Origin of the sequence: Levilactobacillus sp. HBUAS70063 (assembly GCF_038374745.1) — a bacterium.
Taxonomy (GTDB): domain Bacteria; phylum Bacillota; class Bacilli; order Lactobacillales; family Lactobacillaceae; genus Levilactobacillus.
Window position 1 is genome coordinate 189416 of sequence record NZ_JBANSM010000004.1, and the last position, 12707, is coordinate 202122.

Sequence of the window (12707 nt, forward strand, 5' to 3'; positions counted from 1 at the left end):
TCGAAAGATAGAAATCGACTAAAACTAGGGTCATCGCGCAACTCATGACGTTAAGTTTAGTCGTTTACAATTTCGTAGTGGAAAGCGACCGCCTTATCATATTGCCAAATAGGGGTTGGATCGCGGTGGGCGGACGGGCCGCGCCACAGTGTGGTCTCGACATCTCGCTTTGGGCCGAGAAATCACGTCTCAAAGGCGCCAGTTCCCTAAGCGGCATGAAGCCGTGCCACTAAGGGAACTCCCACGGCTGAACCCATATTTGGCTCACTTACGGCAGGCGCAGGCTCCTGGTCTCACTAATCTTAGTGGACAGAACACTGCCGTTCCGGGCATCAGCGCGTTAGTTCTACTTTCAACCTTTAGTTTGAATAACCTAAAAGCGGTCGAGATGTGGTCTCGACCGCTTTTAGCATAGTCTGAAAAGTAGTGGCTGGTCCGACAGTTTGCCGGAACCAGGTGATGACGCCAATTAAAAAGGACACGACGTTAAATGGTCAGTGTCCGCGAAGTCTAATCGGGTAACTTATCTTGCCGGCTGTTGTGCATAATCAAATAGAGAATCCAGTAGCAGAAGAGCTGGATGAAGGTGAGCAACCCCACAAAAATCCACATATTGCTGGTCCACATGTCCATGATGGGTCGGATGAACTGCTCGGGGTTAATGAACAGGTAGACCGTGTGAATTCGCAGGAAGCGCCCGATGTATAAGCCCACCGAGGTTAGGAAGGTCAACAGGAGAACTACCGTCACTCGGACGATGCGATTGCCCTTGGCCATTCGCACGCTGATGACTTGGCTCACGTAATTTAGACTCCAGAAGCCCAGTAGCGTACAGCTCATGGCACTGATAATCATATAGGTAAAGTAGATCCACAGGTGTGGTGTGACTCGGAGTAGTCCGCTCAACGCATACGGCCGTAGCAACGAGAGGTGAAACAGATCCGTCAGCAAATACGGGGCGTTGGGGTAGAATAGGAGCCATAGCAGCACTAGCGGCCAGAACAGCCAGGCGCTCTTGGGCTTGGTTTGGCCCAGGTGGAAGCTGAGCTCAATCGGAATGTAACCGAGGAAGGTGTTCAGCAATAAGAAGGAGAAGGGGTCTTTGGCCCGAAAGTACAGGAAAATCAGCCAGGCGACAAAGAATATTCGAATTTCCCAGCGGGCCCGCCGATTCATTAGCCATCACCCATCCTTTCATCAGATATCTACCTCTATTCTACAGCCTTTGCGGCTAAAACGAACAGAATATGACTTCTAGTTTACCAGAATATTTTTAGGAAAAGCGCGATTTGTGCGGAGCTTAACGTTTCCGTAAAATTTAGGACGTTCACTTGGGTTTTGCGGGTCATTCTGAGGATTCGGGGCGAAATGTCAGCGGCCCCGTGCTATAATTAAATCTGAATTCAATTTGGAGGGAAAGTCATGAACCTGGATTGGGGCAATCTCCTTACAATAGGAAATTTAGTCAACCTACTCGACATTTTGGTCGTCTGGTTTGTCATTTATGAATTGATCGTGATGTTACGGGGCACCAAAGCCATTCAGCTTTTCCGGGGCGTCATCCTGATCTTGCTGGTGAAATTCGTCAGTTCTTACCTGGGACTCAACACGGTGTCGTGGTTGGTCGACCAGGTGATTAACTGGGGGGTTATCGCCATCATCATCATCTTCCAGCCCGAGATTCGGCGGGGACTGGAGCACCTGGGTAGAGGGTCGCTGTTCGTGCGGATTCGCCATGAAAATGAGGCGGCCAACCGGATGATTGAGGGCCTCGACAAGGCCATCCAGTACATGTCTAAGCGTCGAATTGGGGCGTTAATGACCATTCAGCGTGATACGGGACTGGAAGATTACATCGAAACGGGGATCGACCTAGATGCGGAGTTAACCGGTGAATTGCTGATTAACATCTTCATCCCCAACACGCCGTTGCACGATGGGGCGGTGATTATCCGTGACAACCGGATTGCGGTGGCCGCGGCCTATCTTCCGTTATCCGAAAGCAACCTGATTCCTAAAGAATTGGGGACCCGACACCGGGCCGCCGTTGGGATTTCCGAAGTCACGGACGCCCTGACGATCGTGATCTCCGAAGAGACCGGTGAAGTGTCGATCACCAAGAACAATGAATTACTGCGGGGATTGACCCAGGCGGATTATCTGAAGTTCTTGCGTGATGAATTGGTTAATGAAGAAGCGGCCAACAACGGCAACGTCTTGGTTAAGGCGTTGGATTGGTTCGATCAACGGTTCAGAGGAGGGCGGCGCTAATGAAAAACGAGCGTTACACAACGTGGCTGTACCGCATCCTTGCTTTAATCCTAGCTATCCTGCTGTTCTTCTACGTCAACAGCACCAAGTCGTCGACCAGTACGCAGTCAACGAGTTCGACCAATAATACCTCGTTGACGGCGACTAAGACCATGAAGGTGTCGGTCCCTTTACAACTCAACGTCAACAGCAATAAGTACTTCGTGACGGGGTACCCACAGAAGGTCAAGGTGACCTTGCGCGGGCCGCTGGCGTTGGTCACCACGACCGCGAATACCCAGAACTTCAAGGTCTATGCGGCCCTGAGTGACCTGGGCGTGGGTAAGCACAGGGTGACCCTCCATCAAGAGGGGTTGAACCATGAGATTGAGTCCAGTATTTCACCGGCCAAGATTACGGTGGATATTGAACCCCGCAAGACGGTGTCGTACCCCGTCAAGGTCCGCTACAACAGTCAAAATATTGCGGCGGGCTACTCGGCCGGGAAGGCCACCTCGGACGTGACGCGGGTCAAAGCGACCGGCGCCGCCAACGAGATTTCGCGGATTAAAGAAGTCATCGCGCAGCTGTCGGTTCCCCAGAATACCAAGAAGACGGTAAACAGTCAGGCCGTGATTGAGGCGTTGGATAGCAGTGGCAATACGGTCAATGTGATCTTGACGCCGTCCACGACCACGGCGAACCTGCCGATTACCTCGGATGGCGAGAGCAAGAAGGTTGGCTTAGACCTGAATGCGAAGAATGGGTCGTCCGGAACGACGTATAAACTAACCAGTAATGTTTCCAAAGTTACCGCCTATGGGAGTGCCTCGCAGCTCAAGGATCTCGATAACGTGGCCGTTGACGTCGATGTGAGTGACGTCAAGAACAATACCACGAAGACGGTAACCCTTGATACCAGTGATAATAATGTGACGGCTTTCGATCCGTCCACCATTAAGGTGACCATCAAAGCCACCGCAAATTAACGAAAATTGTTTGAGAAATGAGGAAGATTACGATGAAGTATTTTGGAACTGATGGCGTCCGGGGCGTTGCGAACCAAGAGTTAACCCCAGAATTAGCGTTTAAAGTTGGTCGGTTTGGCGGCTACGTTTTGACCCAACACGCGGATAGTGAGAACAAGCATCCCCAAGTCTTGGTTGCCCGTGACACGCGGATTTCCGGTCAGTTGCTGGAGAATGCCTTGGTCGCCGGTCTTTTATCGGTCGGCATCGAAGTGCTCCGCTTAGGCGTCATCTCCACGCCGGCCGTGGCTTACTTAGTACGGACGCAAGGTGCCGCTGCCGGGGTCATGATCACGGCCTCCCACAACCCCGTTGAATACAATGGGATCAAATACTTTGGGAATGACGGCTACAAGCTGTCCGACGAGATGGAAGAAGAGATTGAGGCCTTGCTGGACGCACCTAGTGACGACCTGCCACGGCCCGCTACGGATGGTCTGGGGACCGTTGAAGACTACTCCGAGGGTAGCCAGAAGTACATTCAATTCCTGGAACAGACCATTGCCGATGACCTGGAAGGCCTACACATCGCCGTGGATTCCGCTAATGGGGCGACGAGTGGCCTGGTTTCTCGGTTATACGCCGACTTAAACCTTGATTTCGATACGATTGCCACCACGCCTAATGGCCTGAACATCAACGATCAGGTGGGGTCGACCCATCCCGAGCAATTACAAAAGTTCGTGGTTGAGAAGGGCGCTCAGATTGGGCTGGCCTTCGATGGCGATGGCGACCGGTGTATCGCCGTGGATGAAAATGGTCAAATCGTCGATGGCGATAAGATCATGTACATCTGTGGAAAATACATGGCGGAACATGGCCGGTTGAAGAAGGATACGATTGTGACCACTGTTATGAGTAACCTGGGTATGTACAAAGCCATGGCCGCCCACGACCTGAAGTCCGTGAAGACCAAGGTCGGGGACCGTTACGTCGTTGAAGAAATGCGGAAGTCCGGCTATAATCTTGGTGGCGAACAGTCCGGCCACGTGGTCTTCTTAGACTTTAACACGACCGGGGATGGTCTTCTGACCAGTCTCCAACTGCTCCACATCCTTAAGGTGACGGGCAAGAAGTTGTCCGAATTGGCCGCCGATGTGACCACCTACCCACAGAAGTTGGTGAACATCAAGGTTGCCGACAAGCAGGCCGCCCAGGAGAATCCTAAGGTTCAGGCCATCATTGCCACGGTGGAGAAGGAAATGGCCGGCGACGGTCGCGTCCTAGTTCGCCCTTCAGGGACTGAACCATTACTACGGGTCATGGCTGAAGCCCCAACCGAGGAAGCCGTGACGACCTACGTTGAACGGATTGCCGAAGTGGTTCGGACCGAAGTCGGGGTTGACTAACGTCGGCCGCAATTAAGTAGATTGTAAAGCACCATGAAAGAGGGCACCTTGCCACGTTGGTAGGGCGCCTTTTTCATGAAAAACCGGTATAATTATTATGATATACCAGTTCGGTATTTTTTGATTGACAACCCTCGATAAACGCTGTAGAGTAAAGACATTCAGAAATGTTTTTCAAAACGTTTCAGTCTATACCAATTTCAAAGAAAACAGATACATTTCTAATTAATTTAACGACCCTCTCAGTGGTTGCTGGGACCGGCGTCGAGAAAAGGAAGAAAACTTATGTGTGGAATTGTTGGTGTTACTGGTAATGACAATGCCGTTAAAATCTTACTGAATGGTCTCGAAAAGCTCGAATACCGGGGCTACGATTCGGCCGGAATCTACGTGAACGATCAAAAGGGCCAGGACTATCTGGTGAAGACCAAGGGCCGGATTTCCGAATTACGTTCTAAGGTGACCCCCGATGTTCACGGGTCAACCGGGATTGGCCACACGCGTTGGGCCACTCATGGGGTTGTGAGCGTGGACAACGCCCACCCTCACTTCTCCAACGATGACCGGTTCTACCTGGTCCACAACGGTGTGATTGATAACTTCCAAGAACTCAAGGCCAAGTACTTGAGCGATGTTCCTTTCAAGAGTCAAACGGATACCGAAGTTGTCGTTCAATTGATCGACAAGTTCGCCGTTGAAGAAAACTTGGATGCCAAGGCGGCTTTCCTGAAGACGCTGAGCTTGCTCAAGGGGTCTTCCTACGCATTCCTAATGATGGACCGCGAACAACCAGATACGTTATTCGTTGCCAAGAACAAGAGTCCTTTGCTGATCGGGGTTGCGGACGGTTTTAACGTGGTCTGCTCCGATGCCTTGGCTATGTTGAAGGAAACGCATGACTTCTTGGAATTGATGGACGGTGAAGTCGTGACGATTACGCCGGACAAGGTTGCCATTCAAGATGCCCAAGGGAATCCGGTAGAACGGAAGCCATTCCACGTGGACATGAACGCCGACGAAGCCGACAAGGGAACCTACCCATTCTACATGCTGAAGGAAGTCGATGAACAACCCAACGTGATGCGTAAGTTGGCCCAAACTTACCTGTCAGAACACGGTGTCCCACAGATCGACAAGAAGTTGCTGGATGCCATGGAAGCGGCCGATCGCCTCTACATCGTCGGTGCCGGAACCAGTTACCACGCTGGCTTAGTCGGCAAGCGGTTATTTGAAAAGCTCGCCCACATCCCAACGGAAGTTCACGTGTCTTCCGAGTTCGCTTACGAACAACCGATGCTGTCCGAGAAGCCATTCTTTATCTTCCTGACCCAGTCTGGTGAAACGGCCGACAGTCGTGAAGTGTTGGTTAACGTCAACGATGCCGGTTACCCGAGCCTGACGATTACCAACGTGCAAAACTCCACGTTGTCACGGGAAGCCACTTACACGCTGTTGCTTCACGCCGGTCCAGAAATCGCCGTGGCCTCAACCAAGGCCTACACGGCACAGATCGCCTTGGAGGCCATCTTAGCTAAGGCCCTCGGTGAAGTCACTGGCCAGATTGTGGCCCAGGACTTTAACATTCGTCAACAATTAGGGCTGGTCGCTACGGGGATGCAAGCTATCGTCGACGAAAAGGACAAGTTGGAAAAGATTGCCAACGATTATCTGATGCAATCCAACCGAGCCTTCTACATCGGTCGGGGCATTGACCACGCCGTTTCACTGGAAGCAGCCTTGAAGTTGAAGGAAATCTCCTACGTTCAGGCCGAGGGGTTCGCCTCTGGTGAATTGAAGCACGGGACGATTGCCTTGATTGAAAAGGATACGCCAGTGATTGGCTTCATCACGCAGGCCAAGACGGCTGGTTTGACGCGGAGCAATCTGCAAGAAACCATGGCTCGGGGTGCCAAGACCTTAACCATCGTGCGCGAAAGCCTCGCCATCGACGGGGATGACCTGGTCTTGCCAGACGTTGATGAAATGTTGATGCCATTACTGAGTGTGGTACCGGCACAATTGCTGGCTTACTACACCAGTTTGAACAAGGGCCTTGACGTGGATAAGCCACGGAACCTGGCCAAGAGTGTCACGGTTGAATAACCTTTAAGTGAATCAAACGAAACCGTCCAATTGCTGGGCGGTTTTTATTTTGGCTGAGATTAAATTAAAATTCTAAAGGTTGAAAGTAGACTTAACACACTGCTTCCCGTAATGACGGTGTTCTGTCCACTAAAATTAGTGAAACCAGTGGCCTACGCCTGCCAGGGGTTTCGCCTGCTATGGGGACGCCTCCAGCCTGAGAGGCGTCCCCATAGCAGGCGGAGGGACAGCAGAGAAGTAAGCACTTCCCTTGCGTCTGGCAAGCTTTCGTTGTATAGTACATTCATGAAAACTTTGAAAAAGTGAGGTGAACAACATGAAGTATACGAAACGAGTCGATGCTCATAAGAACCAAAAACAACGGGACGCTACGTTTGAGAAATTCAAGAAGCAACAGAACGCATTAAGCGCTAACCGACGGGGAGTTCGCCGGAAATAGGGTGGTCACTGTTTAGCGCAGTGAGCATCCTTTTTTGTTAGGTTGGTAGACGACTTAGTGGCTTAGTCACTGGTGGGGTGAGCTTTTCTCGGCACTTTCAAAAAAATCATGAAAATTTGAGCTGTTTACTTGAAAAATTGGTATAGAGCATTTATAATTGGGCTATACCATTAGGAGAGGGAGATTGAATGAAATGAAGCAATTAACCAACATGAACGTTCAAATCGTCAGTGACAAGCAGGCCGGTGGTCAAGCTGGGTTCAAGATTTTCCAACAGGCATTAGCCGATGGGGCGAAGGTCTTGGGACTGGCTACGGGGAGCACCCCAGTTACGATCTATGAACAACTTGTGGCGAGTGACCTGGACTTTAGCCATTTAACGTCCGTCAACCTGGACGAATACGTCGGCTTAAAGGCAGATCATCCGCAAAGCTACCATTACTTCATGCAACAACATTTATTTAATCAAAAACCATTCGCTAAGTCCTACGTTCCCGACGGCGCCAACCTTGATGCCGCGGTGGCTACCCAAGCCTACGATCGAATCATTGCCGAAAATCCAATTGACTTACAATTGCTGGGCTTAGGGCAAAACGGGCACATCGGCTTTAATGAACCGGGAACCGATCCTCACTCAACGACACACAAGGTGACGCTGACGCCATCGACGATCGAGGCCAATGCCCGATTCTTCGATAACGAAGACGAGGTGCCACGTTACGCCTACTCCATGGGGATTGGGTCGATTTTAAAGGCCAAGGAAATCCTAATTGTGGCCTACGGTGAAGCCAAGGCCGCTGCGGTGGCGGCCATGATTCAAGGCCCCGTAACGCCGGAAGTACCAGCCAGCTATTTGCAGACCCATCCGAACGTTCACGTCATCTTGGACGAGGCCGCAGCTAGTCAGCTGGACTAACTAACGTCAACCGGCGACGAATTCTTACTAATTTTCCTTTAAGCACTTCGCCAAATTATGGTATTCTTAACTTGGAAGCGATTTTAAGGGGGAAATGGTAAGATGAAGCGAACAAAAAGATGGCTCCTGACCGCGCTCGTGATGGGTGTCGGTCTCGGGAGCATTGGGAGCGTTGGTCATGCGGCGACCACCGATCCCCAGGGGTTTATCACCCAGTTGACGAGTCCGGTGACCTCGGTGGCCAACCAGTATAAGCTCTACCCGTCCGTCATGATGGCTCAGGCGGCATTAGAGAGTGGTTGGGGGACCAGTACGCTAACGACCCAGGCCAACAACTACTTTGGCATCAAGGGCAGTTATAATGGGCAATCCGTGTCGATGAAGACGGCGGAGTACGATGCCAATGGGCAGTTGTACTACACCACCGCTAACTTTCGGAAGTATCCGAGCGCCAAGGCGTCCATGACGGATAATGCCCAGTTGTTGCGCAATGGAACGGCATACAATCCGAAGATTTATAGCGGTGCCTGGCGGGAGAATGCGGCGACTTACAGCGATGCCGCTAATTCATTGACCGGCGTTTACGCGACGTCACCGAGCTATGGTTCTACATTGATTTCGTTGATTAAACAATATAATTTGGACACGTTGGATGACAGCGGCAGTAGCTCCGGGAGCGCCGCGGATTCGGGAGCGTCTTCGACCACCACGACTAAGCCCACGGTGACTTACGCCACGGCTAAGTATTACGGTGCCACGGGGACCCAAACCGGCCGATTGAGTGCGAAGCATACCAGCTACGTGCTGTACAATCACGTGAAGAATACCCGGGCTAACATTACCAAGACCTCTTGGAAGAAGCTCAGCGACTACACGGGTCAACCCGTTTATTTAGACATGCGAGCGGTGAAGACCGACCCCAAGTCTGGGAAGAAGACCACGTGGTATCGCATCCGCTTCTCTAGCAAGACTACGGCCAAGAAGTACTGGCTGTACACGGCCGGGTTAACCTTGCCCACGGTCAAATACACCAGTGGTACGGCCACGGTCAAGGTCAATAGTGGACTGAAGGGGAATTATTACAATCACGTCTTCAATTCACCGTACTTAGCGAAATCCATGGGCTCATTGAAGAAGTTAACGGCCAAGTCGTACATCGCGGACAATCAAGCGGTGAAGACCCAGGATGGGTACAAGACCACCTGGTACCGCATTAAGGTGGGGTCCAAGAAGTATTGGATTGCGTCCACCGAGGCGGCTGCGAGCCCGCAATATGACTACGTGGTGTACACCGCGGCGAGTGGGACGAAGAAGTTAAGTAGTAAATTTAGCAAATATCACGTGTACAACCACGTGAAAAAGACCCACTTTGATCAGCAGACCCTGAAGTGGCCCAGCGGCAGCAAGAAGGGGACCAAGGTGACGGTTGATTTGAAAGGGACGAAACCGGCGTATAAGACGACCTGGTATCGTATTCAATTCAGCGGTAATAAAACCAAGTACTGGGTTGACGCCCGGGCGTTACAGTAGGGTTAGAGAGTCGTGAGCGATTGCGACTCTTTTACTTTGGCTAAAGAAATCTCTAAGGCCAACGAGAAATTACCCACAATCCCTCGTTTTTTGGTATAATACACAAGACTGAGCTCATGGATTATGGTGAGCCTTACTAGAAAACGTTAATAACTGAGTTAGGAAGTTTAATTCATGGATAATTCTTACAAAATTAAGGTCCAAAACGTCACTAAGGAATATGACCTGTATAAGAGTCAATCGGAAAAATTGCGGTCATTCTTTTCCTTGAGTAATACCAAAGTGTCGCATTTCTGGTCACTGATGGGCATTTCATTGGAAGTTAAATCCGGTGAAACGCTCGGTTTGATCGGGGTCAACGGTTCCGGTAAGTCCACGCTGTCGAACATTATTTCCGGAATCATTCCGCAGACGACGGGGATCGTGGACGTTCGGGGGGATACCTCGATTATCGCCATTGGTGCCGGTTTGCGGGGCAACCTAACCGGGTTGGAAAACATTCGGTTGAAGGCGTTGATGCAAGGGCTGACCAACCCCGAAATTGACGCGTTGATGGATGATATCGTGGGCTTTGCCGATATCGGTGATTTCCTGTATCAACCCGTTAAGAGCTATTCCTCAGGGATGAAGTCACGACTGGGCTTTTCGATTGCCGTTCACGTCAATCCCGATATTTTAATCATTGATGAAGCCCTGTCCGTGGGTGACGACACCTTCTACCAGAAGTGTGTGGACAAGATCGCCGAATTCAAGGACGAGGGTAAGACCATCGTCTTCGTCAGTCACTCCCTGAAGCAGATTGAGATTCTGTGTGACCGGGTGGCTTGGATTCACTACGGCACACTGAAGGAACTGGGCGCCACGAAGGAAGTCGTTAAGCACTACCGCGAATTCACCAAGTGGTTTAAGGGGCAGACCAAGAAGGAAAAGAAGCATTTCCAACGTCAAATGAAGGAAAATCAGAAGGCCTTTGACATTGACGCCTACCAGAAGCAGGTCACGGAGGAGCGGCAGGCCGCGGAGCCAAACGCCACCAACATGGCCGCACAGGTTAAGAAGGACTTTTACGGGTCGGTCATCAGCGAAAAGATGGGCTGGGGCACGCGTCTCTTGACGTTGGCCGTGGCACTTATCTTCGTCCTGACGTGTCTGACTAATATTTCGGGGCATTCACTAGGAGATGTCATCCAGCACCCTAGCAACCTGATCCATCCCGAAACGGTTCTCCACGATTCGAACGAAACCCAAAGCGTTAAATAAAATTAAAAAACTATGATAAAACAGATAGATTTTTATCATTTTTCATGGTATCTTTAACTTACCATTTATTTACCCCTTTATTTAATTTCCCAATGAATTGAATAGAGGTTTATCTCTCATTTGGTGAAGACTAAATGGCGAGCGCCACCGGAGACGGTGACGCTTTTTTGTATAAGAGTGCGACCCCCGGCGCTTAGGTCCTGAGCATTAGGGAGTTAAGAGGCTTCTGTTCGGCTATGCCGGGCAGGAGTCTCTTAACTTTCTAAGCGCAGGGACCTGCCGGGGCGAGCACGTTTCAGAGGCCGCTAGTTTCTGGAATAGAATGGCGAGAGCAAGTGTAACGTCCCAAATCGATTTTATCAGCAACGGCTACCGAGCCGGTGCTTATCGGGGTTAAGCGGAGGGGGCTACCCGAGGGAACGCGTTTCAGAGGCCGCCAGTCTCCGAAGAAGAATGGCGAGAGCAAGTCCAACGCTCCAAGCCGATCTGAGCCTTAATAACGGCTGCCGAATCGAGATTAAGCGAAAAAGGCTACAGGCCACTCCAAACATGTAATCCCCCAATTCCCCCAATTTGGGCAGTATTTTCTCAACCAATCCACTGGCCAATTAAAAAAAACGGGTTATCATTTTAGTTGTAACCGGTTACAACTAAACTTTCGAAGTTATGAGAGGTGGGATTCAATGGACATTGAACCGATTAACGTTGCCGTTGTGGGCTGTGGCGTCATTAGTGACATCTACCTGCAATCTCTCCAAGATAAATTTAAAATTACGCGGGTGGTCGCCTGTTACGACCGTAATCCCGAGAAGATGCGGGCCAAGGCGGCGAAATACCACATTAAAGCGATGAGCTACGCCAATATTTTGGCGGATCCGTCGATTCAACTAATCGTGAACCTGACCACGCCGCAGGCCCACTACGAGATTATCAAGCAGGCGTTGACGCACGGGAAGCACGTATTTTCCGAGAAAATGATGGCCGTCGAGCTGGACGAGGGACGTGAACTCTGCGAACTGGCCGAGGCCAATGGGGTCCGTCTGGGCGTGGCGCCCGATACCTTCCTGGGTGGCGGCATTCAGACGGCCCGGTACATCGTCGATCACGGGTTGATTGGGGAACCGCTATCGGCGGTGGTCTCGTTGAACCGTAACTTTCGGGTGTACGCCGATATTTTCCCGCATATGAATCAGCGTGGTGGAACGTTACCGTTTGACACGGGCTGTTACTACTTGACCGCGTTGGCCAGCATTCTGGGGCCGGCGAAACAGGTCAGCGCGTTCGGTCGGTGTTATCAACCGGCGCGAGTGGGGCAGCGGACCGACAAGCCGTGGTTTGGCGAGAAGACCACGGTGGCGGCCGATAATATTTTGACGGCGACCGTGGCTTATCAGGATGGTGTGTTGGCGACCGTGCACTTTAATTCGGAGAATATCCTGAATGAGGAACCGCAGATGACCCTGTACGGCTCCGCTGGCATTCTCAAGATGGGTGATCCCAACAACTTTGGGTCGACCAATTATCTGGTCAAACAGCGCAACGAACCGGTGGCCTTCCCCTTCACGCATGGGTTCCTGGAGAATTCTCGGGGTGTCGGGGCCGCCGATATGGCGTGGGCGATTCGGCAGAACCGCCCGCACCGCGCCAGTATGGAGATGGCCTACCACGTCTTTGAGCTAATTCACGGCATGTATCGTAGCGCCGATTCGGCAGAAATCTATCAGTTGCAGTCCACGTTTACCCGACCGCAACCGCTGCCGACCGGCTATTTGGCTAACGGTTTCTGGGGGCCAACCGAGGAGAGTGCCCTGGCCGTTGAGAAAGGATGAGTA

At 51.3% G+C, this 12707-nt stretch carries 10 protein-coding genes; 9 read left to right on the forward strand and 1 reads right to left on the reverse strand.

From position 1 onward, the window contains the following. Positions 1-510 precede the first annotated feature (510 nt). On the reverse strand, positions 511-1176 hold the full coding sequence (locus V8I28_RS07725) for a DUF1361 domain-containing protein (RefSeq protein WP_341779543.1): 666 nt from the start codon (positions 1174-1176) through the stop codon (positions 511-513). 246 nt (positions 1177-1422) lie between these two features. On the opposite strand from V8I28_RS07725, the gene cdaA reads away from it, so the two are divergent. From cdaA to V8I28_RS07770, 9 genes are all read left to right on the forward strand, one after another. Continuing rightward, complete coding sequence (gene cdaA / locus V8I28_RS07730) at positions 1423-2271, forward strand: diadenylate cyclase CdaA (RefSeq protein WP_341779544.1); 849 nt, start codon at positions 1423-1425, stop codon at positions 2269-2271. Beyond that, positions 2271-3239 (forward strand): CdaR family protein, encoded by a 969-nt coding sequence (locus V8I28_RS07735; protein WP_341779545.1) that lies wholly within the window; start codon positions 2271-2273, stop codon positions 3237-3239. The genes cdaA and V8I28_RS07735 overlap by 1 nt, the downstream gene beginning before the upstream one ends. A 32-nt stretch (positions 3240-3271) precedes the next feature. Further along, a complete protein-coding gene (gene glmM, locus V8I28_RS07740) occupies positions 3272-4627 on the forward strand; it encodes a phosphoglucosamine mutase (RefSeq protein WP_341779546.1) in 1356 nt (451 codons plus the stop codon). 285 nt (positions 4628-4912) lie between these two features. Continuing rightward, positions 4913-6730, forward strand: coding sequence for a glutamine--fructose-6-phosphate transaminase (isomerizing) (gene glmS / locus V8I28_RS07745; protein ID WP_341779547.1), 1818 nt, complete (start codon positions 4913-4915; stop codon positions 6728-6730). Between the two features lie 316 nt (positions 6731-7046). After that, the gene (locus tag V8I28_RS07750) at positions 7047-7169 is read left to right on the forward strand and encodes a hypothetical protein (RefSeq protein WP_255459908.1); all 123 of its coding nucleotides are present in this window, start codon (positions 7047-7049) and stop codon (positions 7167-7169) included. Positions 7170-7380: 211 nt separating this feature from the next. Beyond that, the gene (locus tag V8I28_RS07755; protein ID WP_341779707.1) at positions 7381-8085 is read left to right on the forward strand and encodes a glucosamine-6-phosphate deaminase; all 705 of its coding nucleotides are present in this window, start codon (positions 7381-7383) and stop codon (positions 8083-8085) included. A 102-nt stretch (positions 8086-8187) separates the two neighbouring features. After that, positions 8188-9615, forward strand: a complete 1428-nt coding sequence (locus V8I28_RS07760; protein WP_341779548.1) for a glycoside hydrolase family 73 protein — start codon at positions 8188-8190, stop codon at positions 9613-9615. Between the two features lie 174 nt (positions 9616-9789). Beyond that, a complete protein-coding gene (locus V8I28_RS07765) occupies positions 9790-10875 on the forward strand; it encodes an ABC transporter ATP-binding protein (RefSeq protein WP_341779549.1) in 1086 nt (361 codons plus the stop codon). A 683-nt stretch (positions 10876-11558) separates the two neighbouring features. Beyond that, positions 11559-12704 (forward strand): Gfo/Idh/MocA family protein, encoded by a 1146-nt coding sequence (locus V8I28_RS07770; RefSeq protein WP_341779550.1) that lies wholly within the window; start codon positions 11559-11561, stop codon positions 12702-12704. Positions 12705-12707 lie beyond the last annotated feature (3 nt).

Coding starts and splice junctions, on each gene's coding strand:
- V8I28_RS07725 (WP_341779543.1), bottom strand. CDS start 1,176: ATGAATCGGCGGGCCCGCTGGGAAATTCGAATATTCTTTGTCGCCTGG.
- glmM (WP_341779546.1), top strand. CDS start 3,272: ATGAAGTATTTTGGAACTGATGGCGTCCGGGGCGTTGCGAACCAAGAG.
- glmS (WP_341779547.1), top strand. CDS start 4,913: ATGTGTGGAATTGTTGGTGTTACTGGTAATGACAATGCCGTTAAAATC.
- V8I28_RS07750 (WP_255459908.1), top strand. CDS start 7,047: ATGAAGTATACGAAACGAGTCGATGCTCATAAGAACCAAAAACAACGG.
- V8I28_RS07755 (WP_341779707.1), top strand. CDS start 7,381: ATGAACGTTCAAATCGTCAGTGACAAGCAGGCCGGTGGTCAAGCTGGG.
- V8I28_RS07760 (WP_341779548.1), top strand. CDS start 8,188: ATGAAGCGAACAAAAAGATGGCTCCTGACCGCGCTCGTGATGGGTGTC.
- V8I28_RS07735 (WP_341779545.1), top strand. CDS start 2,271: ATGAAAAACGAGCGTTACACAACGTGGCTGTACCGCATCCTTGCTTTA.
- V8I28_RS07765 (WP_341779549.1), top strand. CDS start 9,790: ATGGATAATTCTTACAAAATTAAGGTCCAAAACGTCACTAAGGAATAT.
- V8I28_RS07770 (WP_341779550.1), top strand. CDS start 11,559: ATGGACATTGAACCGATTAACGTTGCCGTTGTGGGCTGTGGCGTCATT.
- cdaA (WP_341779544.1), top strand. CDS start 1,423: ATGAACCTGGATTGGGGCAATCTCCTTACAATAGGAAATTTAGTCAAC.